Source organism: Acinetobacter higginsii (assembly GCF_000369525.1).
Lineage (GTDB): Bacteria > Pseudomonadota > Gammaproteobacteria > Pseudomonadales > Moraxellaceae > Acinetobacter > Acinetobacter higginsii.
This window is the reverse complement of the sequence record NZ_KB850071.1, coordinates 398,414-424,442: the sequence shown is the minus strand read 5'-3', so window position 1 is coordinate 424,442 and position 26,029 is coordinate 398,414. Positions and strand designations below refer to the sequence as shown.

General features: G+C 42.2%; 24 protein-coding genes and 1 riboswitch. Of the genes, 18 read left to right on the top strand and 6 right to left on the bottom strand.

From position 1 onward, the window contains the following. Positions 1-30: 30 nt before the first annotated feature. The 5 genes from F902_RS05185 to F902_RS05165 form a co-directional block, all read right to left on the bottom strand. A complete protein-coding gene (locus tag F902_RS05185) occupies positions 31-1,371 on the bottom strand; it encodes a hypothetical protein (protein WP_005201605.1) in 1,341 nt (446 codons plus the stop codon). Positions 1,372-1,676: 305 nt separating this feature from the next. Beyond that, a complete protein-coding gene (locus F902_RS05180) occupies positions 1,677-2,396 on the bottom strand; it encodes an SDR family oxidoreductase (protein ID WP_005201604.1) in 720 nt (239 codons plus the stop codon). Between the two features lie 225 nt (positions 2,397-2,621). Then, positions 2,622-3,092, bottom strand: a complete 471-nt coding sequence (locus tag F902_RS05175) for an HAD domain-containing protein (protein WP_005201603.1) — start codon at positions 3,090-3,092, stop codon at positions 2,622-2,624. A gap of 141 nt (positions 3,093-3,233) precedes the next feature. Beyond that, the gene (locus F902_RS05170; protein WP_005201601.1) at positions 3,234-3,422 is read right to left on the bottom strand and encodes a DUF3565 domain-containing protein; all 189 of its coding nucleotides are present in this window, start codon (positions 3,420-3,422) and stop codon (positions 3,234-3,236) included. Then, positions 3,423-3,875: a MarR family winged helix-turn-helix transcriptional regulator gene (locus F902_RS05165; protein WP_005201600.1), complete on the bottom strand. Its 453-nt coding sequence runs from the start codon at positions 3,873-3,875 to the stop codon at positions 3,423-3,425. 178 nt (positions 3,876-4,053) lie between these two features. Between F902_RS05165 and F902_RS05160 the strand changes: the two genes are divergently transcribed. From F902_RS05160 to lpxC, 9 genes are all read left to right on the top strand, one after another. Further along, positions 4,054-4,533, top strand: coding sequence for a glutathione peroxidase (locus F902_RS05160; RefSeq protein ID WP_005201599.1), 480 nt, complete (start codon positions 4,054-4,056; stop codon positions 4,531-4,533). Between the two features lie 225 nt (positions 4,534-4,758). Next, complete coding sequence (gene gshB, locus F902_RS05155; RefSeq protein ID WP_005201597.1) at positions 4,759-5,703, top strand: glutathione synthase; 945 nt, start codon at positions 4,759-4,761, stop codon at positions 5,701-5,703. Positions 5,704-5,932: 229 nt separating this feature from the next. Further along, entirely contained in the window at positions 5,933-7,030 is a 1,098-nt protein-coding gene (gene murG / locus F902_RS05150; protein ID WP_017402156.1) for an undecaprenyldiphospho-muramoylpentapeptide beta-N-acetylglucosaminyltransferase, read from the top strand. 13 nt (positions 7,031-7,043) lie between these two features. Further along, the gene (murC, locus tag F902_RS05145; RefSeq protein ID WP_004803601.1) at positions 7,044-8,489 is read left to right on the top strand and encodes a UDP-N-acetylmuramate--L-alanine ligase; all 1,446 of its coding nucleotides are present in this window, start codon (positions 7,044-7,046) and stop codon (positions 8,487-8,489) included. 39 nt (positions 8,490-8,528) lie between these two features. Next, entirely contained in the window at positions 8,529-9,455 is a 927-nt protein-coding gene (locus tag F902_RS05140) for a D-alanine--D-alanine ligase (protein ID WP_005201595.1), read from the top strand. Positions 9,456-9,461: 6 nt separating this feature from the next. Then, complete coding sequence (locus F902_RS05135) at positions 9,462-10,319, top strand: cell division protein FtsQ/DivIB (protein WP_005201594.1); 858 nt, start codon at positions 9,462-9,464, stop codon at positions 10,317-10,319. Positions 10,320-10,380: 61 nt separating this feature from the next. Continuing rightward, on the top strand, positions 10,381-11,643 hold the full coding sequence (gene ftsA, locus F902_RS05130; RefSeq protein WP_004803607.1) for a cell division protein FtsA: 1,263 nt from the start codon (positions 10,381-10,383) through the stop codon (positions 11,641-11,643). A gap of 164 nt (positions 11,644-11,807) precedes the next feature. Then, entirely contained in the window at positions 11,808-12,989 is a 1,182-nt protein-coding gene (gene ftsZ, locus F902_RS05125; protein ID WP_004803609.1) for a cell division protein FtsZ, read from the top strand. 111 nt (positions 12,990-13,100) lie between these two features. Continuing rightward, entirely contained in the window at positions 13,101-14,003 is a 903-nt protein-coding gene (gene lpxC / locus F902_RS05120) for a UDP-3-O-acyl-N-acetylglucosamine deacetylase (RefSeq protein ID WP_004803611.1), read from the top strand. A 98-nt stretch (positions 14,004-14,101) separates the two neighbouring features. Here the strand turns inward: lpxC and F902_RS05115 are convergent, their stop codons facing one another. Next, positions 14,102-14,542: a hypothetical protein gene (locus F902_RS05115; RefSeq protein WP_004803613.1), complete on the bottom strand. Its 441-nt coding sequence runs from the start codon at positions 14,540-14,542 to the stop codon at positions 14,102-14,104. Between the two features lie 105 nt (positions 14,543-14,647). On the opposite strand from F902_RS05115, the gene F902_RS05110 reads away from it, so the two are divergent. From F902_RS05110 to glmM, 9 genes are all read left to right on the top strand, one after another. Beyond that, the gene (locus F902_RS05110; RefSeq protein ID WP_005201593.1) at positions 14,648-15,349 is read left to right on the top strand and encodes a M23 family metallopeptidase; all 702 of its coding nucleotides are present in this window, start codon (positions 14,648-14,650) and stop codon (positions 15,347-15,349) included. A 204-nt stretch (positions 15,350-15,553) separates the two neighbouring features. Next, positions 15,554-18,271 carry a pyruvate dehydrogenase (acetyl-transferring), homodimeric type gene (aceE, locus tag F902_RS05105; protein WP_005201592.1) on the top strand — a complete coding sequence of 906 codons (2,718 nt, stop codon included), beginning with the start codon at positions 15,554-15,556 and terminating at the stop codon, positions 18,269-18,271. Positions 18,272-18,273: 2 nt separating this feature from the next. After that, on the top strand, positions 18,274-20,241 hold the full coding sequence (locus F902_RS05100; protein ID WP_005201590.1) for a 2-oxo acid dehydrogenase subunit E2: 1,968 nt from the start codon (positions 18,274-18,276) through the stop codon (positions 20,239-20,241). A gap of 122 nt (positions 20,242-20,363) precedes the next feature. Further along, positions 20,364-20,651 carry a hypothetical protein gene (locus F902_RS05095; protein WP_004803620.1) on the top strand — a complete coding sequence of 96 codons (288 nt, stop codon included), beginning with the start codon at positions 20,364-20,366 and terminating at the stop codon, positions 20,649-20,651. A gap of 34 nt (positions 20,652-20,685) precedes the next feature. Continuing rightward, a riboswitch (yybP-ykoY riboswitch) is annotated at positions 20,686-20,827 on the top strand. A gap of 83 nt (positions 20,828-20,910) precedes the next feature. Then, positions 20,911-21,486, top strand: a complete 576-nt coding sequence (locus F902_RS05090) for a TMEM165/GDT1 family protein (protein ID WP_005201585.1) — start codon at positions 20,911-20,913, stop codon at positions 21,484-21,486. Between the two features lie 163 nt (positions 21,487-21,649). Further along, positions 21,650-22,456: an oxygen-binding di-iron domain-containing protein gene (locus F902_RS05085; protein WP_005201583.1), complete on the top strand. Its 807-nt coding sequence runs from the start codon at positions 21,650-21,652 to the stop codon at positions 22,454-22,456. Between the two features lie 127 nt (positions 22,457-22,583). Then, positions 22,584-22,949: a YkgJ family cysteine cluster protein gene (locus tag F902_RS05080; protein ID WP_005201575.1), complete on the top strand. Its 366-nt coding sequence runs from the start codon at positions 22,584-22,586 to the stop codon at positions 22,947-22,949. Between the two features lie 141 nt (positions 22,950-23,090). Beyond that, positions 23,091-24,557, top strand: a complete 1,467-nt coding sequence (gene guaB, locus F902_RS05075) for an IMP dehydrogenase (protein ID WP_004803627.1) — start codon at positions 23,091-23,093, stop codon at positions 24,555-24,557. A 127-nt stretch (positions 24,558-24,684) separates the two neighbouring features. Then, the gene (gene glmM, locus F902_RS05070; protein ID WP_004803629.1) at positions 24,685-26,022 is read left to right on the top strand and encodes a phosphoglucosamine mutase; all 1,338 of its coding nucleotides are present in this window, start codon (positions 24,685-24,687) and stop codon (positions 26,020-26,022) included. The last annotated feature ends 7 nt before the right edge of the window (positions 26,023-26,029 follow it).

The following is a 26,029-nucleotide window of genomic DNA, read 5'->3' as shown; positions in this document are numbered from 1 at the left end:
GCTTCCTTTTTTATTTAAGATGATTGACGGTTAGTATCTAGGTAAAGCAGGGATACCCACATTTTTTAATTCTCCATTTAATTTTCTTCCATCTTCAAGGACAACGTTATTAAATTGAATGGTTCCTTTCTTCTCATCAATACTGATTCCACTACAATCATCATTTACAGTTTTGCAATTCCATTTTTCAAATAAATTAATGTTGATTTGATCTTTTTTAGGTGTTTGATAAGCAAGGTTAATTTTTTTAGTTGTTGTGTCTAAGCGAACATTCAGATCAATTCTTAAAATTTCATTACTGAAATGGAAAAATTTATATTGATTCTTTGTGTATAAATTAGTGTCTATAGTGGTGAACACTTCATTTGTATTTGTAATGACTTTTCCGTAGGGAATTTCCTGTTCGAAACTACCAGATAGCTTAAGTTCAGGTCCTTCAATATACCCAAATGGTGCATTAAATATATTTTTAATAATATTTAGGCTTTGAATGCCTGTATCCTCATTATTTTTAAATATATGATCAGTTCCCCACTCTGCCTCATAAATATTAATAAAGTCGTAGCCTTCTTTTAGATAATCTGAATTGCGATATAGGTTTTTATTGCCGAAATCAAGCTCTTGCAATTTTTTGTTTAATTCAAATAATATTTGTAATCTATTTGGATCACTAAAATAAGGTTTTGGATCATTAATCGCTTTTAAAGTAATCTTCTGACTATTAATAGCTAGATCATTTTTGATAACAGATAGAATATGGAATCGCTCTTTATTTTGGAATACTGGCCAATTTGGATCTATTTCAATTTTAATTTGTCCTAAAATTTTTGAATTTTCCAAAAATGTATTTTTTTGCTCATTACGATTAGAGCCTAAAGCCTTACCATTTGCATTTAGAACAAAATAAGTTTTTCCATCTTTTTCTTTCGTTAACTTGTACTGATAGGTTTCTGAACAGTTTTTATCACAGAAAAGATAGACTTCATTGGTGCTCAAACTTAGGCCTGTTATTTTTGATGGGTCTTTTGGGTCAATAGCTAAACCGAAAGTTGTTAAAGGATTTATATGTGCTTCGCCTTCTATGCTTGGTGTATTAATGCTCAGTTGCCAAACATCATTATTATTAGCCTTAAAATCAATAATGCTTTTTTCAAACAATGGCGTTACATCTAGGTTGTTGAGAGAACTAATACCTGAGTTGCTGATCTGAAACTTCCCATACAGGAGTTCTTTTTTTAATACATTTTCAATAGGTTTCGGATTAGGAGGAGGATTTGTAGATGTTGTACTACTAGACGAGCCACCACCACAAGCTGATAAAATACCCGCACTCAGTAACAAGGGGTAAATGGCTTTTTTATTACTTTTCATATTCAACTATCTTTGATTTTACTCGATGTTGGGTAATATAAATTGCAAAATTTCAATAGTCAAAACACTTATTAAAAATAGTTGTAATTTATAAATTTAAATAAAAAACAAATAGCTAAAGAGAATATAGGGAGCTGCGATTAGGGAATATATTTGATAAAACTAAGCTTTCCCAAACTACACAAAAGTCTTATTAAACGATTAGGCTTCATTCTTATAGCAAATTTGTAATATAACTTAGCGCTTAATCGGCTTGGAATGTGTTGGCTCATCTTATGTTGGCTATTTAGAGTATTTATAAACAGCTAAACATTCTGGTCCAACATCGCAGGCATCAGGATTTCTTTAACGCAGCTTGCCTTGCTCGTTGAAATAATAAAATGAATGGCCTGAATTACATCGGCTAATGGAATAAGAGAATATTCGGTTTGTTCTAAAACATCTTGAGTGGGTTTATCTATTTCATATTCACTGGCCAGATAGCCCAAGTTCAGCACACTGACCCCAATCAAGTGCTCACGCAAGATTTCTCGTAGTGAGTGTGCAATGCCTCTTAACGCAAATTTAGTTGCCGAGAAAACAAGTTCTTTACCGTTATGATTATCAACACCCCAAGTGGAACCGATCAGAATAATTTTGGCATTATTGGAGAGTTTTAGATTTTCAATAAGAGATTGAATTGAAAGGATACAGGTGCTGATATTGGTATTGATGATTTGGTTGATTTCAGCAGCAGAAACCACTTCGAAATTATAGTTATCGCTAAAAGCCTGTTGTTCCCAAATACCGACATTGTAAATCAGCACATCAAGTTTTTGTTGTCCAATTGCCGTTTTTACATCGCTTACAGCCTGATCTGGTTTGGATAGATCAGCACAAATCCAGTTTAAGTTTGGAATTTCTTGTGGTTGGGTGCGAGATATGCCATAGATGGTATCTGTTGGCTTTGGTACAGTTTGAACAATGGCTTTGCCTAGACCTTTGCTGACGCCGTATATGAGAAACGTTTTATTTGAGTTATCCATCCATCTACTCGTATATTTTAGATCAATGGGTAACTATAAAAGCTCAAGTTGGCTTGAGGTCAATAATTAAAATTATTGTTCTAGAATATGCTTTGGCATATATGTAAGCTTATCGTGAAAAATATAGCATCGATGAAAAATGTTCTAAAACCACTGAAGCTGAAGCAAATAACAGCATCAGCCAATAAAAAATTGCACTTTAGATCCGCTTTTGGCAATACCGTGTTAACGGTAGTTTAAATTATTTATTTTTTCCAATATTTGATTTTTTATTGGTTCAGTGATTCCAAGCATAGAGTCTATTTGTATCCAACGGTTTTTTAAATTATCTGTTAGTTCGTTTAGACTTTTATCATCATCAAGAATTAAAAATTCAGCAGTTTTATTATTTGAAAACCATTCTTCAATTTCAACATTTCTCGTCTTAATGTCGATTGCTTTTTTCGCGTCATTTATTTTAGATATTTTACCAACATGTATACCTCTCAATTCAAAAATTTGCTTCCATTCCATTAAGTTGTAATTAACTCTGTGAGTAGTTGTCAAAATGATTTCAGGATTTATTTTGTCAATAATTTCAATGAGGTTTTTTAGAGAGTTTTCATTGAATTTATAGAATTTGTCTTCTAGGAACTCTGGTTTTTTCCAAGAGGGAGAATTTTCCAGAACTCCATCAATGTCAAGAAGTAAAATCATTATGAAAATTGGTGCTTTGTTGGTTTGCAATTACCATTAAATATAACATGACCCAATTCATTACTTTAAAGGCCGAATAAATTTTTGCCTACATCTCCATATCAAAAATTTTATCTAATTGCTCATTTAACATGAAATCTCTTATACATCCTCACACTTTTTACATTCCAACATCACGCCTAATTTTTCTTTACGTCCTTGTTTGGTTAACACCCAAGGGCGATTTTGCCACGGTGGATCATGGCGCACATGTTGCCCATGCCCACAAGCAAGATCAGCAACGTAATGTCCTTCCTCATCGAGATGAAAACCGACAATCGCTTGCTGCATTTAATTTTCCAGAGACTCGAGTTTAGATTGTTCCAAACCCTTTAAAAAACCATGGCATAAGTTATGAATCGCCAAGAGATCATTCGGGTCCATACCCAATGAGCAGGCGAGCTTAAATGGAATCAGGGTAATTTCATTTTTTGAAGTCAGTGCTTTTTCCAGCAAAATCACTTTCTTCATCCGCTCATCTTCTTTGACCGCAACACGCTTTAAAAACTGCTTCTCTTCGAGTTTTTTAATAATCGGTGTCAGCGTTCCCGAATCAAAAAAAGTCTTTTGTCCGATTTCAGACAACATCACATTGTCTTGCTCATACAAAGCCAACAACACAATAAATTGCGGATAGGTTAGATCATATTCCTGAAGTAAAGGGCGGTACTGGCGAATCATGGCATTGGTCGCGGAATACATGGCAAAACACACTTGGTTATCCAAAAATGAAACTTCAGCCATGATGATTTGTCCTCGACTCGGTTGTTGAACATTCAGTATAAATGGGATTGTGTAAAAAGTATATTGTGTGTAATTAACTTGCACACAAGATAATTGTGTGAAATATTAAATAGGCAAGCTGAATTATTCAGCAAACGATTTTGATTACATCCAAGATTGGATAGAAGAGAGAACACCTATGAGCAAGATTTATGATTTTCAGGCTGAACTGTTAGAAGGCGAACAAAAGAACCTCGCAGATTACCAAGGCAAAGTTTTATTGGTGGTGAACACCGCAAGCCAGTGTGGTCTAACGCCACAATTTGAAGGTTTGGAAAAGTTATATCAGGACTATCAACAACAAGGGTTGGTGATTCTCGGTTTTCCATGTAATCAATTTGCCAACCAAGATCCATCGAGCAATGAAGAAATTGGCAGCTTCTGTCAGCGCAATTATGGCGTATCGTTTCCGATGTTTGCCAAGGTTGATGTGAATGGCCCAACCGCACATCCTTTGTATAAATATCTCACTTCTGAAGCCAAAGGTCTGTTAGGCAGCAGCATTAAATGGAACTTCACTAAATTCTTGATTAATCAAAACGGTGAAGTGGTCAAACGCTATGCCCCAATCACCAAACCTGAAAAAATTGCCAAAGATATTCAAAAGCTTTTGCGATAAATAGGCTGGAAAATGAGGAAAATGGAAATGACTGGTCTACGATGCATCCACTGGTGATTTCCTCATCCGAAACAAATTAAATCATAAAGCTGAATATTTTTAATATGTTGTAATTAATTGAACAAAATAGATTTTTTAATCTTTAAGATTTATACAAGTTGTTTCACGATTGACCGCAAACTTCGCTATACTTTTTGCCAAGATTAAAAATACGAGCGTCAGATTATGCGTGTACTTGTAGTGATGGACCCGATTGAAACTGTGAATCTCAAAAAAGATTCAACTATGGCGATGTTATGGGCGGCCAGCCGTCGCGGACATGAATTGGGTTATGCATTACAACACGATTTATATATCGACCAAGGCAAAGCCTTTGGCCTGATCTCACCCTTAAAAGTATTTGAAGACTATAACCATTACTATGAGTTAGGCGAGCAGCGCAAAGAATCGTTGGCGGATTACGATGTGGTGTTGATGCGTAAAGACCCGCCATTCGACATGAACTTTGTCTATACCACCTATATTTTGGAACAGGCCGAGCGTGAAGGCGTGTGGATTATTAACAAACCACAATCACTACGTGACTGTAATGAAAAGCTGTTCGCCACGCAGTTCCCAGAGCTACAAGTCCCAACTTTAGTAACCTCACAACAAAGCCTGATTCGTGAATTTATCAAAGAACATGGCGATGTGATTGTGAAGCCTTTGGATGGCATGGGCGGTATGGGCATTTTCCGTTTATACCAAGATGGCGTGAACATTGGTTCGACTTTGGAAATGCTCACCGAAATGGGCACACGTCCAATTATGGCGCAACGTTATATCCCTGAAATTGTCGAAGGCGATAAGCGCATCTTGATGGTCAATGGTGAGCCGATTCCATATTGTCTGGCACGGATTCCGCAAAATGGCGAAGTGCGTGGTAACTTGGCGGCAGGTGGTTTAGGTCAGGCCCGTCCACTAACTGAAAATGATAAATTGATTGCTGCAAAAGTCGGCCCATTCCTGCGTGAAAAAGGTCTGGTCTTTGTTGGTTTGGATGTGATTGGTAACTATGTGACTGAAATTAACGTGACCAGCCCAACCTGTATCCGTGAGATTGATGCGCAATTTGGCACCTCGATTGCCGACGATCTTTTCGATGTTTTAGAAGCAGGTCGTAAAAACTAAAAAAAGTTGCATTTTTGACCGAATTGCCCGTTTGTATTCCATCAAAATTTGGACGCAAATGGGCTTTTGTATATTGGCAGAACCTTGTTTTTAACAAAGAATCGAAAAAAGCACAGCTTTCTGTTGTAAACAGGTGAAATTCGCTTTTCGTGAATGAAGCTTTAGGATTAAAATAACGCTCGAAAACAATAGACGATAACCTTCTTTTTTTGAGTTGAAGAATTAGACCGTGACCAATTCACCGCAGAACAAACCCAAACATGTCATGATGATGGCCGCAGGTACTGGTGGGCATGTGTTTCCCGCGCTTGCTGTTGCCAAACAGCTGCAACAGGAAGGCTGCCAAGTCTCTTGGTTAGCGACGCCTACGGGAATGGAAAATCGGTTGCTCAAAGATCAAAATATTCCAATTTATCAAATTGATATTCAAGGTGTACGCGGCAATGGCTTAGTTCGTAAACTCAGTGCACCGTTTAAAATTTTAAAAGCCACGCTCAGCGCCATGCGTTATATGAAACAGCTCAAGATTGATGCTGTGGCGGGTTTTGGTGGCTATGTGGCAGGCCCAGGTGGCTTGGCTGCACGTTTGCTGGGTATTCCTGTGCTGATTCATGAGCAAAATGCCATTGCAGGATTTACCAATACCCAATTGGCACGTATTGCCAAAACCGTGTGTCAGGCTTTTCCAAATACATTTGCAAACAGTGATAAAGTCGTGACTACAGGTAATCCTGTGCGTGCGGAAATCACGGCGATTTTGAATCCCTCTTGGCGCTATCAAACTCGTGAACAGGAACAATTGCCCATCAACCTTCTAATTGTTGGTGGTTCACTCGGCGCACAAGCATTGAATGAGCGTTTGCCTGAAGCTTTGAAAAAGGTCAATGTTCCGTTGAAGGTGTTCCATCAGTGTGGTCAAAACAAGCAAGATGCCACGCGTGCATTGTATCAAGGTGCACCTGCCAGTTTGGACATTCAGGTGGAGCCGTTTATTCACGATATGGCAAAAGCTTATAGTGAAGCAGACTTGATTATTTGCCGCGCCGGTGCTTTAACGGTGACTGAAGTGGCAACCGCAGGTTTGGCCGCAATTTTTGTGCCTTTACCGATTGCGGTGGATGATCACCAAACCGCAAATGCGAAATTCTTGGCCAATGCTGGCGCAGCCAAGATTTGCCAGCAAGCAGACATGACACCTGCTGTTTTAGATGAGTTATTAGCGACCTTATTAAATCGTCAGCTACTCTCTGAAATGGCGGTAAAAGCACGTCAACAAGCACAACCGAATGCAACACAGCATGTGGTTGATCTGATTAAAAAATTGTAATTCGAGTTTATTTATGTCTCCTACAAATCCAAACCAAGCCAAAAAGCTGATTAAAGTGCCAGAAATGCGCCGTATTAAAAATATCCACTTTGTTGGTATTGGTGGTGCGGGGATGTGTGGTATTGCCGAAGTATTGAGTAACCAAGGTTATAAAATTTCAGGCTCAGACATTAAAGCGTCGAAAACCACAGCTCAACTCGAAGCGAATGGTATTAAAGTATTTATTGGCCATTCAGCTGACAATATTAAAAATGCCAATGTATTGGTGGTGTCGACTGCGATTGATCCTGAAAATCCAGAGATTAAAGCAGCTATCGAACAACGTACGCCAATCGTGCGTCGTGCGGAAATGTTGGGTGAGTTGATGCGCTACCGTCATGGTATTGCGGTTGCGGGAACGCATGGTAAAACCACAACGACAAGCTTATTGACCACCATGTTGGCGGAAGAAAACCTTGATCCAACGTATGTGATCGGTGGTTTGCTGAATAGTACTGGGGTGAATGCAGCGCTTGGTGAAAGTCGTTTTATTGTGGCGGAAGCGGATGAGTCAGATGCCTCATTCTTGTATTTGCAACCGATGGCTGCGATCGTAACCAATATCGATGCAGATCACATGGATACCTATGAAGGTAGCTTTGATAAGCTAAAAGATACTTTTATTCAGTTCTTACATAACCTGCCATTCTATGGTTTGGCTGTGGTCTGTGGCGATGATGCCAATATCCGTGAGATTCTGCCGCGTGTGGGCCGTCCAGTGTTGACCTATGGTTTTGCTGAAGACAATGACATCCGTGCAGTGGATGTTGCACAAGAAGGCATGCAGTCGCATTTTACCGTATTGCGTAAAGATCGCGAACCATTACGCGTTACGATCAATCAACCAGGTTTGCATAATGTCTTGAATGCACTTGCTGCGATTGGCGTGGCGACTGATGAAGGCGTGTCTGATGGCGCGATTTGCCGTGCCTTAGAAGGCTTTAGTGGTGTTGGTCGTCGCTTCCAAGTTCAGGGCGAATTTGAGGTTGATGAAGGCTTGGTGAAATTGGTGGATGACTATGGTCACCATCCAAAAGAAGTTGAAGCAACCATTAAGGCAGCGCGTGCCAGCCATCCAGACCGTCGTTTAGTGATGTTGTTCCAGCCGCACCGTTTTAGCCGTACCCGTGATTGTTTTGATGACTTTGTTGATGTGTTATCACAAGTGGATCAGTTGTTATTACTGGAAGTGTATCCAGCAGGTGAAAAGCCGATTGTGGGTGCTGATAGTCGTGCTTTAGCGCGTAGTATTCGTCTACGTGGTGATGTTGAACCGATTTTGGTTGATCCAGTGGAAGGCAATTTACCGAACGTTTTACAAAAAGTGTTACAAGCAAATGACCTGTTATTAACACAAGGCGCGGGTAACGTTGGCGCAATTTCGGTAGAATTGGCTCAGCATCGCTTGTATGCCAAATAATTTTGTTTTGTGAATATTAAAAGTTTTAAGGATATAAACGTGTCAAATGCTGCAAAATTCGGCAAAGTTGCTGTGTTGTTTGGTGGGAAGTCGGCTGAGCGTGCTGTGTCATTGGACAGCGGTCAAGCTGTTTTAGAGGCGTTATTACGTTCGGGCGTTCAGGCAGAAGCATTTGACCCCCAAGATCGTAGTGTGACTGAATTGGTTGGCTATGATCGTGCTTTTATCGTATTACATGGTCGTGGTGGTGAAGACGGTCAGATCCAAGGTGTATTGGAGTGGCTAAACCTTCCTTATACCGGTACGGGTGTGCAAGGTTCTGCGATCGGTATGGACAAAGTTAAAACCAAGCAAATCTGGCAAGGCAGTGATTTGCCAACAGCACCATATCGTATTGTTACTAAAGATACCGATCTGGATGCCGTGATTGCTGAATTGGGCTTGCCAGTGATTATCAAACCTGTACATGAAGGCTCAAGTGTTGGCATGAGCAAGGTTGAGAAAGCTGAAGATTTTGCTGCAGCAATTGAAAAAGCGACTCAGCATGATGCGGTAGTGATGGCAGAAAAATGGATCACGGGTCGTGAATTCACGATTTCATTCTTAAATGGTCAACCATTACCCGTAATTCGTTTACAGCCACCCGCAGACGTTGCCTTCTATGACTATGAAGCAAAGTATCAGCGTAATGATGTGGAGTATGGTATTCCTTGCGGTCTAAGCGAATCGGAAGAGAAAAGCTTACAAGCATTGTGCTTACGTGCATTCCAAGCGGTGGGTGCAGAAGGTTGGGGTCGTATTGATGCGATGCAGGATGAGCAGGGTAACTTCTGGTTATTGGAAGTGAATACCGTTCCAGGAATGACCAGTCACTCGTTGGTGCCAAAAGCGGCGCAAGCAGTGGGTTATAACTTTGATCAGCTCTGTGTTGCGATTTTAGAGCAAACCTTAGCTACGTCGGCTTAACGATTTATGGCTCAGCTTCCTGCCTCGATGCGCCGTAAAACGCGGCCAGCCATTAGCTCGATTCACGAGAAACCGCCTTCGCCTAAACAAAAAATGGTGAATGCGGGCGGTTGGGTCTTGCTGGTGATTGCGTTTGCTGTTTTGGCATTGGGTTTGTTTGGCTTATATAAAGTCATGACCGATGCAAGAGCGGCGCAGTTGCAGGTGGTTGGAACCAACTCTGATATTGAGAACCAACAGTTAGTTCAATATCTGAGTCCAATTATTAAAGATAACTATTTCACTTCAGATTTAGAACAAATTCGAGATCAAGCGTTAAAAGTGTCATGGGTTGATCGTGTGGTGGTGTCACGGGCTTGGCCAAATGCAATTCGGGTACGGGTGATGCCGCGCCATGCGATTGCACGTTGGGGAACAGGGCGTTTGCTCAGTGACAATGGCGATGTATTTAGCGAGGCGGTGCCAACAGCACATCCAAACTTGCCGCTTTTACATGGGCCAGCCAGCCAATCCAAAATGATGATGCGTCGCTATAATGAAATTAATCAGTTATTTCATCCAGCGAATTTGAGATTAAAAGAATTGTATTTAACCGAGCGTATGACGTGGTTCATGCAGTTTGATTCGGGCTTACGGATTATTGTAGACCAAGATCAAACTATGAATAAGCTGCAACGCTTAAGCCATTTGGCACAAACGGATTTAAAACCTGTATGGTCAAAAATCACGGCAATCGATTTGCGTTATCGGAATGGTCTTGCCATTCAGTGGAAAAACGCAGCTCCGCCGAAGATTGTCAACGGTCAGTTAGTTGTAACGATTGATGACACAAGCCTTGCAGGGGCAATTCAGGCAAAGCCATAATACGTGGCTTAAAATAAAGGGCAATCGTCCTAAACAACACTAAAGATATGGTATTGAAGTAATGAGTGAAGCTGTTCCCTCAGTTGTTGCGATTGATATTGGGACTCATAAAGTCTCAGTTTTGATTGGTAAGATCCATGCACCAGATAAGATCCAAGTCATTGGCATGGCAACTGCTCGCAACCGAGGTATGGTTAAAGGCAAGATTGTTAGCTTAGACAAGGTCATTGCGGCGATTAAGAATGCGGTATCCGAAGCTGAGGATATGGCTGAGTGTCGTATTCATAGTGCGTGGGTGTCGATTCCAAGTACTGAATTACAAAGTTTTTATGCCTCAGGCCGTACGCCTGTTGCAAACCACGATCATATTATTACGACAAATGAAGTGGTGCGTGCGTTAGAGTTGGCGAAAGCCAGTCATGTATCGCCAGATTACTATCTTGCCAGTGCTGTGCCATTGGGCTTCGAGTTGGGTGATTCAGCGGAGTGGGTACAAAACCCAGTCAATATGTCGGCACACAGTATGACGGGGCATTATCAGTTAATGATGATGCCGATCAGCACCATGCAAAACCTTGATCGTGCCATGAAAGGGGCGAATATCGGGGTGGAGAAAATGGTGGTGTCTTGCTTGGCAACCGCTGAAGCCAGTCTGCTCAAAGATGAAAAAGAATATGGCGTGTGTCTGGTCGACATCGGTGCAGGTATTACCAATATCGCGGTGTATCTAGATGGCCGTTTGGCTTTAGCACGGACCTTACCACGTGGTGGTGAGAATGTGACGCGTGATATTGCTGCCGTTTTGCAGACCACCACGGAAGAAGCGGAACGCATCAAGATTTTACACGGTTGTGTTGACTTGAGTGTGGTGAAACCTGATCACATGATTCAAGTGCAGGGGATTGATGGGACGCAAACCATCAGTCGTATTGAGCTTGCAGAAATCATCATTGCGCGTTATGAAGAAATCTTTACTTTAATTCGTGAAGAATTGGAACATAGCGGTGCGATTCATGGTCTCTATCATGGTGTGGTACTGACAGGTGATGCGTGTCAAATTGAAGGTATGGTGAATTTGGCGCGTCGAATGTTGGGGGTGTCTGCGCATTTGGGCAATCCGCCATTACAAGTGTATGCAGATGATCAGCATTTAGCTGCATTGCGTCGTTCAATGTACGCAACCGCATCTGGCTTGTTGATGTTTAGCCAAAGTGATTTGCAAGATACGGTTGAAGAGCCAGAAGAAGCAAATGATCGTAGTTTTGTTGATCGTGTTGCCAATGGTTGGAATGCATTAAATAGCAAATTAAAGGCCATCTTTTAAGTTGTAGTTATTTTTGGGAAAATTTGTTAGGAAGTTGTTCTAAATCAGCCACTGTACTTGACAAGCTAGCTATTATTGAACAGCATCCTAAACATCAGTTGTTTAAAAATCAGGGCAGTAACGGGCTGAAGTAACTGCCATTAATATTAGGAAATCTAAAGGTCATGGCCTCATTTGAATTTATAGAAGATGAACTAGACAATGGCAACGGTCAAGCCCGTTTCACAGTATTTGGCGTTGGTGGCGGTGGCGGTAATGCCGTGCAGCACATGGCGCAATCTGATATCCAAGGTGTAAAGTTCGTTTGTGCAAATACAGACAAACAAGCCTTGGATAGCATGAACGCCCCATTCAAAATTCAATTGGGTGAACAAAGTACACGTGGTTTAGGTGCAGGTGCGAATCCCGAAGTGGGTCAAATCGCAGCGGAAGAAAGCCGTGAAGTGATTCGTCAGCATCTTGAAGGTACCGACATGGTGTTTGTCACTGCTGGTATGGGTGGTGGTACAGGTACAGGTGCTGCACCAGTGGTTGCAGAAGTTGCCAAAGAGATGGGCATCCTGACCGTAGGTGTGGTGACTACACCATTTAACTTTGAAGGCCGTCGTCGTCAAAAGTCTGCTGAAAAGGGTATTGATGCCTTAGAAGCACATGTTGATTCATTGATTATCATTCCAAACCAGCGTTTACTCAGCGTTTATGGTGATATTTCAATGAAGGATGCCTATAAAAAGGCAGATGATGTGTTGCTGAATGCAGTGCGTAGTATTTTTGATCTTGTGGTCAATCGTGGTCATATTAACCTTGACTTTGCCGACTTGAAAACAGCGATGAGTACACGTGGTTATGCCATGATGGGTGCTGGTTTAGGTCGTGGTGAAGATCGTGCTCGACAAGCTGCTGAGCAAGCAATCCGTAGCCCATTGCTTGATAATGTGAATATTATTAATGCAAAAGGCGTATTGATTAACATTACAGGTGGGGATGATATTACCCTGCGTGAAACTGAAATCATTACTGATGTGGTCAACCAGATCGTTGATTTGGATGAAGGTGAGATCTTCTACGGTACGGTATTTGATCCGGATGCGCGAGATGAGCTTCGTGTGACTGTTATTGCAACAGGCTTAACCCGTAATGCAAGTGAAGTTGATCAGAAAAGACGTGCTGTAGTTTCACATGCACCGTCTGCTCAAGCAGCTCAGCAACCAGTGGATGAAGATGATGTTCCTGCGATCAGCAAACGTGCAAATACGGATGCACCAGTGGGCGCAACAGCAAGCTCTACGCCACGTTCATCGCCAATGAGCATTCAAGACTATCTGAAAAATCAACAGCGTAAATAATAAAATCATATATTTAGAGAAAGGGGGTAAGTAATTACCCCCTTTTTTATTTTTTTAAAATGGCAAAATATGCTAAGTTATATCGGTTTTTGCAAATGAAGTTGGTATGGCATGTTGAAACAACGTACTCTCAAACGTGTGGTGAAAGCGAGCGGTATTGGTCTGCACAGTGGTCAAAAGGTGCTGATTAATTTTGTTCCGCATCATATTGATGGAGGTATTGTCTTTCGCCGTATCGACTTAAATCCCCCGATTGACCTTCCAGCCAATGCTTTATTGATTCAAGAAGCCTTTATGTGCTCGAATTTGGTCCGTGAAGATATCAAAGTCGGCACTATTGAGCATGTCATGAGTGCGATTGCAGGACTGGGGATTGATAATCTGATTGTTGAAGTCTCTGCATCCGAAGTACCGATTATGGACGGTAGTGCAGGGCCTTTTATTTATTTATTGATGCAAGGTGAATTGGCGGAGCAAGATGCGCCAAAGAAGTTCATTCGTATTTTAAAGCCTGTTGAGGCTTTAATTGATGATAAAAAGGCTATTTTTTCACCACATTCAGGCTTTCAGCTGAACTTTACCATCGATTTTGATCATCCTGCCTTTGCCAAAGAATATCAATCAGCCACGATCGATTTCTCGACGGAAACTTTCGTCTACGAAGTGAGCGAAGCGCGAACTTTTGGCTTTATGAAAGATTTGGACTATTTAAAAGCCAATAATCTGGCTTTAGGTGCGAGCCTTGAAAATGCGATTGGTGTCGATGACACAGGTGTGGTCAATGAGGAAGGTTTACGCTTTGCCGACGAGTTTGTACGTCATAAAATTCTAGATGCGGTCGGTGACTTATATTTGCTTGGACATCAAATTATTGCCAAGTTTGATGGTTATAAATCAGGGCATGCGCTAAACAATCAGCTATTACGCAATGTTCAAAACGATCCAAGCAGCTATGAAATTGTAACATTTAATAACGAGAGTGATTGTCCAATTCCTTATGTGAGTGTGACATAAGTCATTGTCTTTTATTGCCTATGTTATATTATAACAAATGAATGTGAGATTTTCGTCACATAAAACTAGTGTGTATTCCAACACTTAATATATGAAGTTTACTTTTTATTGCTTGCCAAACGTAGTAAAGCTTGGCTAAGCTTAGGGTCGCTCACATATTCAGCGGCGCTGCGCAATTGCTCTTGGGTCTCTGATGTTAGTGTTTTTGTTGGGGGAGAGGGTTCACGAGAGACAACTGTTTTGTTTCTTAACCGAACTTGAATTTTTCGTAATTCCTTGAGTCCTTCGAGCTGAGCTAACTGCGCAACATAGTGGCTTTGTAAATAGCTGAGTTGACTAATCATTGCTTGATTTTCACCAGTGATGATCAATACACCATGTTGATAACAAACAACCTGCCATTGCTCTGGTTGGGGCAGTAAAGGTTGAATAATTTTCGTAAGTTGTTTCCATTGTGTGACTTGCGTCGTTAGAAACGTTAAGTTTCCAGTTTTTATGTGTTGTCCTTTCTGTTGGAAAACGTTGTTAGGGTCAGACATAGAACTTCCTCGGAGGTGATGTGTCCATCTTAAGCGTTTGCTTCAGCTGTTATCAAGGAACAGATGATAAAGGAACGTTTGAAGGACGGTTTCAAGAGGTTTTTTATGCATCATACGCGTCGTATTTTACTCGCATTTTCGTTGGCTGCTTCAGCTGCTTCGGTTGCTTTCGCAGATTATCAGAACATTGGTCAAGCTACAGGTGATGACCGCTTAGAGCAATTATCAAAAACCTTAGCTCAAGGTTCTTATACTCATTCTGCTGATATGGATCTGCCGGCCGTATCGAATGTCTCAGTTAAATTACGTGAAAAAACCATTGAATTGAACAATGCAACGATCGAGAAGAAATATGGTCGTTCAGCGATTTCATCTCAAGATAATGCTCCTTCATTCTCTGCAAACACAGGTTATTCTTGGTTGGTGAGCCATCCATTGCAAGAAGGCCGTGTCAGCTCTTCTTGGGGTAACCGTACTTTATTAGGTTCAACACGTCATCACTCTGGTGTTGATCTTGCTGCACCCTCTGGTACGCCAATTTACTCAACTGGTCCTGGTGTCGTGACGAAGTCAGGTTGGGGTACAGGCTATGGTCAGTATGTCGAGATTGATCATGGTAATGGCTATATCACTCGTTATGCCCATGCATCACGTTTAATCGTGAATGCGGGTGATCGCGTGAGTGCTGGTGAGCATATTGCCAATGTCGGTTGTACAGGTCGTTGTACTGGACCACATTTACACTTTGAAGTTGTAAAAGATGGTCAACGTAAAAATCCATCAACTTACTTAGCAATGTTGCCTTAATGTAATTTGTTAACAGTTGTATATAAATATTCAAAAAAATCGCCTTTATTGGCGATTTTTTATGTGTTTTGTTTCATTTAGGTCAATGACTATTTTGTCAGAAAATAATAAGGCGTTTTGCATTCATCTGGGGCAATAGTTCTATCACAGCAAAACATGATAAAAATAGGGTCGACAAATAACTTAAGGGAAAAGGTGAATTGTATGGCGTTTTATGGCGACTCTGACGCGCAAGAAACCCAAGAATGGCAAGAAGCATTTGATTCAGTATTACAACATATGGGCACGGAACGTGCTGCCTTCTTACTAGAAAAACTCTATCAACGGGCAATTGCGAAACATGTGCCAATCCAGCGCTTAAATACACCTTACCTCAATACCATTTCAGTTGAAGAACAACCAGCGATGCCTGGCGATCAGGATATGGAACGCCGTATCCGTGCCTTGATCCGCTGGAATGCCTTAGCGATGGTATTACGTGCCAATAAAACAGGCGATGACCTCGGTGGCCACCTTGCAAGTTTCGCATCATCTGCAACATTATATGATGTGGGTTTTAACCATTTCTTCCGCGCAAACAGCAATAACTTTGGCGGTGATATGATTTATTACCAAGGTCACTGTGCCCCTGGTATCTATGCGCGTTCGTTCTTGGAAGGACGCTTAACTGAAGATCAATTGAATAATTTCCGCCGTGAAGTGGGTGGCAATGGTCTTCCGAGTTATCCGCATCCCTATTTAATGCCTGATTACTGGCAGTTCCCAACCGTATCGATGGGTTTGGGTCCTATTATGTCGATTTACCAAGCACACATTCAAAAGTATTTGATGAATCGTGGTTTGATCAAAGAAGAAGATCGTAAAGTCTGGGCTTACCTTGGCGATGGTGAGATGGATGAGCCAGAAAGTACAGGTGCAATTTCACTTGCTGGTCGTGAAAAGCTTGATAACCTGATTTGGGTCGTGAACTGTAACTTACAGCGTCTCGATGGTCCTGTACGTGGTAACGGTAAAATTATTCAAGAATTAGAATCTTTATTCCGTGGTGCGGGCTGGCGTGTGATTAAAGTGGTGTGGGGCCGTCATTGGGACCCACTCCTTGCGCAAGATAATTCAGGCGCTTTAAAAGCGGTCATGGAAGAAACAGTTGATGGTGAATATCAGCGCTATCAAGTGAAAGGTGGTGCGTATACACGTGAGAAATTCTTTGGCAAGTACCCAGAAGCTGCGGAACTGGTCAAAGATTTAAGTGATGAAGATATCGATAATCTTAATCGTGGTGGTCATGATCCGTACAAAGTTTTTGCTGCCTATGCAGAAGCAATGAAAGCCAAAGGTCAGCCAACCGTTATTCTTGCGAAAACGGTTAAAGGTTATGGTCTATCTGAGGAAATTGAAGCGGTGAACAAAACTCACCAAATCAAAAAAATGCAGATCGACTCTTTGAAATATGTACGTGACCGTTTTAACCTGCCATTTACAGATGATAAGTTAGAAGAACTCCCATTCTACCGCCCAAGTGAAAACTCTCCAGAAATGAAGTACATGAAGGCACGTCGTGAAGCATTAGGGGGTTACCTGCCAGCTCGTCGTCGTGAGAGTGACACTTTAGCGATTCCTGAACTCTCTGTATTTGATGCTGTATTAAATGGCTCAGGTGGTAAAGAACAATCGACCACGATGCTGATGGTTCGTTTAATTGCGGCTTTACTGAAAGAAAAAGCAATTAAAGACCGCGTCGTGCCAATCGTTCCAGATGAAGCGCGTACTTTTGGTTTAGAAGGGATGTTCCGTCAGCTTGGTATTTATGCGGCACACGGTCAAAAATATACCCCAGAAGACCAAGAACAGTTAATGCATTACCGTGAAGCAAGTGATGGTCACATGCTTCAAGAAGGAATTAACGAAGCGGGTGCGATGAGTGCGTGGGCTGCATTGGCAACCAGTTATTCAACCAATAACTTGCCGATGATTCCAATGTACATGTACTACTCAATGTTTGGTTTCCAACGTATTGGTGACATTGCATGGGCTGCTGGTGATGCGCAGGCACAAGGTTTCTTGTTAGGTGCCACTGCTGGCCGTACCACATTGAACGGTGAAGGTTTACAGCACCAAGATGGTCATTCACATATCTTGGCGAACACCATTCCAAACTGCGTATCTTATGATCCATGTTTTGGTTATGAATTGGCTGTGATCGTACACGACGGTTTACAACGTATGTATGTGAACCAAGAGCGAGTGTTCTATTACTTAACTGTAATGAATGAAAACTACGAGCATCCTGCAATGCCAGAAGGCGCTGAGGAAGGCATTAAACGTGGTATGTACTTGTTCGAAAAAGATGAAAAAGCCACTGTGCAATTATTGGGTTCAGGTGTAATCCTTCGTGAAGTGATTAAAGCGGCGAAAATCTTGCGTGATGAATACCAAATCCACTCAAATGTGTGGAGTGTCACCAGCTTCAATGAGTTGTCGCGTGATGGTATGGCATGTGAAGAATACAACCGTTTACACCCACTGACTGAAGAAGTGAAAGAATCTTGGGTATCTAAACAGTTACGTGGTACAGAAGGTATCGTGGTTTCTGCGACAGACCATATGCGTGCGTATAGCGAACAAATTCGCGCCTATCTTCCAGATGGTCGTCCATTTGTTGCATTAGGTACAGATGGTTATGGCCGTTCAGATACACGTGCGAACTTACGTAGTTTCTTTGGTGTTGATGCTGCACATATCGTGGTTGCGACATTGAAAAAATTAGCGGATGAAGGTGAAGTTGAAAATCGTTTGGTCAAAGATGCAATTTCTAACTTTGAGTTAGATACGGACCGCCCAGTGGCATGGGCACCACAAGCGCATCCAGAAGTTCAGGCCGTTGCTGAATATCATGAAACGCAAACAGGTGAGGGGAAATAATCATGCAAATCCAAGCACCTGATATTGGCGTAGATAAAGCGCTCGTTGCAGAAATCTTGGTCAAAGTAGGCGACCATGTTGCAGTTGACGATAGCCTTCTGGTGTTAGAGTCAGATAAGGCAACGGTAGAAGTCCCAAGCACGGCAGCAGGTATCGTGAAAAGTATTCTGGTTCAACAAGGCGATGAAGTTACAGAAGGCGTCGCATTGATCGAATTAGAGTCTGAGTCTGCTACTGAAGTACCTGTGCAAGAAGCACCGAAGTCAGAAGCGCCAAAAGCAGAAGCAAAACCTGTCGAAGCTAAAACAAAAGCACAACCAGCTGCCGCTCCAGCAGCGACAGCAAGCCAGATTGTGGATGTAAAAGTCCCTGATATTGGTGTAGAAAAAGCCTTGGTTGCAGAAGTGCTGGTCAAAGTCGGTGATCAGATCGAACCTGAACAAAGCATTGTGGTGGTTGAATCGGACAAAGCGACTGTAGAAGTCCCAAGTTCGGTTGCGGGGATTGTAGAAGCGATCCAGATTAAAGAAGGTGACAGTATTAAGGAAGGCGTGGTATTGATTCAGGTCAAGACTGCGAGCGCTGCAACGTCATCTGAACCACAAGCAGCCCCAGCTCAAACAGAAGCGCCAGCCGCAACTACAGAAGCCCCAGCTGCAACAAATACCTCAACAGGTCATGTTGAAATTGAAGTACCTGATCTAGGTGTAGAAAAAGCTCTTGTTTCAGAAATTCTAGTCAATGTCGGTGATCGCGTTGAAGCGCAACAAAGCCTATGCGTGGTTGAGTCAGATAAGGCTTCGGTTGAAGTGCCAAGTTCAGTAGCAGGGATTGTGAAAGCGATCCATGTGTCTGCGAATCAAGAAGTGCGTCAAGGTGTGGCTTTGGCAACGATTGAGGTCAGTGGTCAGGCCGCTGCACCAGCATCTGCACCAAAAGCTCAAGCTCCTTCTGCACCAGCAGCAACGACAGCGCCAGCAAAATCACAGGTGGCAGCGACAGCAGCCCCAAGTGCGCCTGCACAAGCTGAGAAGTTGACTAAACAGCAAGAAGCTGACAATGCGAAAGTCTATGCGGGTCCAGCCGTGCGTAAACTGGCACGTGAGTTAGGTGTGGTTCTTGGACAGGTGAAAGCATCAGGTGAGCACGGTCGTGTGATGAAGGACGATGTCTTTGCCTATGTGAAAACACGTCTGACCGCACCACAACCGGCTGCAGTAACCCAAGCGGCAGCAGTTGCTTCAGGCTTGCCGAAGTTACCAGACTTTAGTGCATTTGGTGGCGGTGAAGTGAAAACAATGACGCGTTTACAGCAAGTGTCTGTACCGCAATTATCATTGAATAACTTTATTCCGCAAGTGACACAGTTTGACTTGGCGGATATCACCGAGCTTGAAGCATGGCGTGGCGAACTGAAAGATGGCTTTAAAAAGCAAGGTTTGAGCTTAACCATCTTGGCCTTTATTGCTAAGGCGGTTGCGCACTTGTTAAAAGAAGAGCCGTATTTTGCTGGGCATTTGGCTGATGATCAAAAGTCAGTATTGCTGCGTAACGAAATCCATATGGGGATTGCGGTTGCAACGCCAGATGGCTTAACCGTTCCGGTATTGCGTAACCCTGACCAAAAATCAATTAAGCAGATTGCAGCAGAGTTGGCTGAACTCAGCCAAAAGGCACGTGATCGCAAATTGTCACCGAAAGATCTACAAGGTGCTAACTTTACCATTACCAGCCTGGGCAGTATTGGTGGAACAGCATTTACGCCATTGGTGAACTGGCCACAAGTTGCGATTTTGGGTATTTCACCGGCGACCATGCAACCTGTGTGGAATGGTAAAGACTTTGATCCGCGCTTAATGTTGCCATTATCATTGTCTTATGATCATCGTGTGATTAATGGTGCGGATGCAGCGCGTTTTACCAATAAGCTGACTAAATTGTTAAAAGATATTCGTAGCTTATTGCTCTAATTGTTTTTGTACTTAGAAAACCTCGCAGAAGCGGGGTTTTCTATTTTTAGGCTGAACAAAAGATGAATCTATGTATGCTATGTTGAACTTAAAATAAATTTTCATTGCTTGAAGGAGCAGGGATGTTGGTGATTTATCGGGTGATGCTGCCTTTATTGCTGATTGTTTTTGTGGCGATGGGCTTGTGGGTCAGCTTCTTACATTTTCCATGGGATTGGGTGATGTATGTGGTGATGGGGGTTGAAGTGTTGCTTGCAACAGTCGTTATGGCGATGGAATATCAAGCCCAAGATGTGGGTGGAGCGAGTGGCTGGGGTAGCTTTGGTTTTCTAGGATTAAGTGCTTATTTGGCGTTTTTACTTGGTTGTCTGCGTGTGTTGATCTGGAGTTACCAAAAATTTTGGGTTTAACCATTCAAAACCATTTTATTGTTTGCTAGAATAGTCTCACTTCATTGGGGAGTAGCCGCTCTTTACGCAAAGTAAAGAGGTGATGATCAACATAATTGTTCAACCGAACATGGTCATCATAGCAAAGAACCAAGAACAGCTTCTCAGCTGTGCTTTTGTTGGCAAGACCTTTGATTTACCACTCTGCATCAATCTATTTGATTTTGGCTAGCAGGAGGGGTAGGTCATCGGTATATTTTGCTAGCCAGAGCATTCAACTATGTATGAATTTCTCATTTCCACCTCAATTGTTGCCCTTGCTGAAATGGGTGATAAAACCCAATTACTCGCTCTCTTGCTTGCAGCACGTTTCCGTAAACCGATTCCGATTTTAATTGCCATCTTATTGGCCACCACGATTAACCATGGTATTTCTGCTGTCTTGGGACAATGGATTACCACCGTACTCAGTCCTGAAGTTTTGTTATGGATTTTGGCACTTGGATTTATTGGTATGGCAATCTGGATGCTGATTCCAGATGAATTGGGAGATGAAACTGAAAACATCAATAAATGGCAGAAATTTGGGGTATTTGGTGCCACTTTCATCTTATTCTTCTTGGCTGAAATTGGTGATAAAACCCAGATTGCAACCGTGGCTTTAGCGGCGCGTTTTGATAGTGTGTTCTGGGTGATGTTAGGTACTACATTTGGGATGATGCTTGCCAATGCCCCTGCGGTATTTATTGGTAATAAGCTGGCGGATAAATTGCCGATTTCATTAATTCATAAAATTGGCGCCGCGATTTTCTTGATTGTGGGTATTTCAACTTTAGTGCAGCATTATTTCTTCTAAATGATTCGAATTTAAAATCAGTCCAGACCCATCCAATAGTGATGGGTCTTTTTTTATAAATTATGATAAAAGTCCAATATTTGATTGAAACATGAACTAAATCCCATTATTTTATTATGGAATTAAAAATATTTCATATTTAAAGATTTTTTCTGGGGTAGTTATGAGTTTTGAACGGACAACATCGCAAATACTGTTTGATAATGGCACACATAAATGCATTAGTTTTACCAGTTTAGTCAAAGGCGAAGGTATTCAGGCCAATCAATTTTTAATTATTGATCATGATCGTGCAGCGGTTTTGGATCCGGGGGGGGATCTCACTTATGTTCCTTTAACCATGGAACTCAATCGCTATACCAAACTGAAAAATCTAGACTATGTAATGGCCTCGCATCAAGACCCTGACATTATTACCTCAATGCCGCGTTGGTTGGTGTATACCGATGCCAAAGTGGTGGCTTCTAAGCTGTGGGCACGGTTTTTACCGCATTTAAATTCAGCTTTTATGAGTGAGCGTATGAAGGGGAATTGGGAAGATCGTCTGATTGAACTGTCCGATACAGGACAAATTATTCCTTTGGGCGAGTCTGCGATTGTTGCAGTGCCTGCGCATTTTCTGCATTCCGTTGGTAATTTCCAGTTTTATGATCCAACTGCCAAAATCCTATTTTCTGGGGATATGGGGGCTTCGATCGTTGATGATGCAAGCCTGCCGATTACAGATTTTGAAGCCCATATCAAAAAGATGAAAGGTTTCCATCAGCGCTATATGTGTTCCAATAAGGTGATCCGTTTGTGGGTCAATATGGTTCGCCAAATGGATATCGACATGATTGTGCCGCAACATGGAACCGCATTTGTTGGTAAAGAGATGATTAATCAATTTCTAGACTGGATCGAAACGCTGGAATGTGGCGTAGATTTGATGAATGAATATGTTTTTAGTTTACCGACTGAAATGAGCTAAATTTCTGAGTCAGGAAAATGACTGGGAAATACATAAATCGCTGATTGAGCACGCTTGTCGCCATCAATAAATTTTCTTAGGATTCATCAGATAAAGGATTGAATTTGATAACGAGAATTTTAAGAAAATGTTGTCTCAAATTGCGACACCAGATGCGTGTGTCAGTTGTGGTGCGTGCTGTGCAAATTACCGTGTTTCTTTCTATTGGGCTGAGGCAGAACAGATCCCTGAGTACATGGTTGAACCACTTACAGCCGTCTATTCCTGTATGAAGGGAACCAATCAAGCACAAGTCAAATGTGTGGCTTTGCAAGGGGAGGTGGGACAGCAAGTGAGCTGTTCCATCTACCCATTTCGGAGTTCAAGTTGCAAGGAAGTACAGATTGCCGATTCACATTGTAACAAGGCACGGTTGGCGCACAACCTGATTCCGTTGGTCACGATTGAGCAGCAGGCCTCTGAAAATAATGACAATTATGATCAGGTTTGCTAACAGGAATTATCGGATTCGGTAGGCATAAGCGCGCATCAGAAAACTTTTTAAGCAACGCTTGAAATTATTTTCATCATAGAAAATGAAAATCACATCGAAATTTGTTTATAATAGCTCACGGAAATTACCAGTGAGATTGTTATGCTGACCATCGTTCAAGAAGCGCTAACCTTCGATGATGTCTTATTACTTCCTGCCTACTCAACTGTTCTCCCAAAAGATGTCTCCTTAAAGACACGTTTAACTCGCGGAATTCAACTTAATATCCCTCTCGTTTCTGCTGCAATGGATACGGTGACTGAGTCACGTATGGCAATTGCGATGGCGCAAAATGGTGGTATTGGTATTTTGCACAAAAACATGGATATCGCAGCACAAGCCGCTGAAGTTCGCCGTGTGAAAAAATTTGAAGCTGGTATGGTGAAAGATCCAATCACTGTTGGTCCTGAAACGACAGTGCGTGAGCTGATTGCGATTACCCAAGCGAATAACATTAGCGGTGTGCCTGTTGTAAAAGATGGCAAAGTGGTGGGTATTGTCACGGGTCGTGATACACGTTTTGAAACCAATCTTGAACAACCTGTAAGCAATATCATGACCGGTCAAGACCGTCTCGTGACTGTTCGTGAAGGCGAGTCTAAAGAAAATATCCAAGCATTATTGCAAAAACACCGGATTGAAAAAGTTTTGGTTGTTGGTGAGAACCATGAGCTTAAAGGCTTAATTACCGTAACTGACTTCCGTAAAGCTGAAAGCTATCCAAACAGTTGTAAAGATGATTTGGGTCGTTTACGTGTTGGTGCTGCGGTGGGTACAGGTGCAGAAACACCAAGCCGTGTCGAAGCTTTGGTCGATGCAGGTGTAGATGCGATTGTGGTGGATACTGCCCATGGTCATTCAGCTGGTGTCATTGAACGTGTACGCTGGGTTAAAGCAAACTACCCGCAAGTTCAAGTGATTGGCGGTAACATTGCGACTGGTGATGCAGCATTGGCATTGCTTGATGCAGGTGCAGATGCTGTGAAAGTCGGTATCGGCCCTGGTTCAATCTGTACCACACGTATTGTGGCAGGTATTGGTATGCCACAGATTTCTGCAATTGATAGTGTTGCAAATGCACTGAAAGATCAAATTCCTTTGATTGCAGATGGTGGTATTCGTTTCTCTGGCGATATGGCGAAAGCAATTGGCGCAGGTGCGAGTACGATTATGGTCGGTTCACTCCTCGCTGGAACAGAAGAAGCACCAGGTGAAGTTGAATTCTTCCAAGGCCGTTACTACAAAGCATACCGTGGTATGGGTTCATTGGGTGCAATGGCGGGCGTATCTGGTTCTGCTGACCGTTACTTCCAAGATGCTAAAGCAGGTGCGGAAAAGTTGGTACCAGAAGGCATCGAAGGTCGAGTGCCATACAAAGGTCCAATGGGTAACATCGTACATCAAATGATGGGTGGTTTACGTTCATCAATGGGTTATACGGGTTCATCTGTGATCGAAGATCTTCGTCAAAATGCAAAATTTGTGAAAATTACTTCAGCAGGCATGTCAGAATCACATGTTCATGACGTGACAATTACCAAGGAAGCGCCAAACTATCGAGTTGGTTGATTTTTGGTAATTTTGTTGACAGAAAAACCGTCAGTCCACTGACGGTTTTTTCGTTTTGGTGTAAAGTGAATCAGATGAAGAAAGATATGGTTCCACACCATATAAAAGATAAGAAAGTGAGTAAAAGATGAGCTATTTTGGTACTGATGGAATTCGCGGCAAATTTGGGCAAATGCCAATTACCCCAGAGTTCGCATTAAAACTTGGCTTTGCTGCAGGGAAAGTATTAAAAAGAAATAGTCCTAAAAATAAACCGATTGTGGTGTTGGGGAAAGACACACGCTTATCAGGTTATATTTTAGAAGCGGCTTTACAGGCAGGTCTGAATGCTGCGGGTGTTTATGTACATTTATTGGGCCCGCTCCCAACACCTGCCATTGCACATTTAACTCGCGCATTACACGCACATGCTGGGATCGTGATTTCAGCATCACATAACCCTTATTTTGATAACGGCATTAAATTCTTCTCAAGTGCAGGTAAGAAATTACCTGATACTTTGCAAGATGAAATCAATCAGGAACTCGAAAAAGATTTAGTGATTGAAGACACTGCAAACTTGGGTAAAAGTGTGCGTGTAAAAGATGCTAATGGTCGTTATATCGAATTCTGTAAATCAACTTTCCCGTACCACTTTGACTTACGTAATTTAAAAATCGTAGTGGATTGTGCCAATGGTGCAGCGTATAGCGTAGGGCCTTCGGTATTCCGTGAATTAGGTGCCAAAGTTATTCCATTATTTAACGAACCTGATGGTTTAAACATTAATGAAAACTGTGGTTCAACCCACCCAGAACAGCTACAAAAAGCAGTGCTAGAACATCAGGCAGATGTTGGTATTGCTTTCGATGGTGATGCTGATCGTGTGGTGATGGTGGATAAAAATGGTCAATTGATTGATGGTGACCATATTCTTTATATTCTTGCGACACAGGCGAAGAATAAGCCAGCGGGTGTTGTAGGTACCGTGATGAGTAATATGGCTCTCGAGTTGGCCCTAGAACAAGCTAAGGTTGGCTTTGTTCGTGCTAAAGTTGGTGATCGCTATGTATTGCAAGCCCTAGAAGAAAAGAATTGGGTCACAGGTGGTGAGCCTTCAGGTCATATTCTCACTTTGGATAAGAGCACAACAGGTGATGCGATTATTGCAGCGTTACAAGTGTTGACCGTGATGGTAGAACAAGGCAAAGCACTGCATGAGTTGGTTGAAGGTTTTGTGTTATTCCCGCAAGTACTGGTCAATGTTCGTCTACAACACATGATTGATCCATATTCAATTCCAGCTTTGGTTGCAGAATTTGAAAAGGCTGAACAGCAATTGAAAGGTCGTGGTCGTTTGTTGATTCGTAAGTCAGGTACTGAGCCTGTGATTCGTGTCATGGTGGAAGGTGATCAGCAGCAAGAGGTTGAGGCTTTGGCGAATCATTTAGCAGATGCAGTACGCGCTCAAGCCCAAGCTGCTTAAGGGGGAG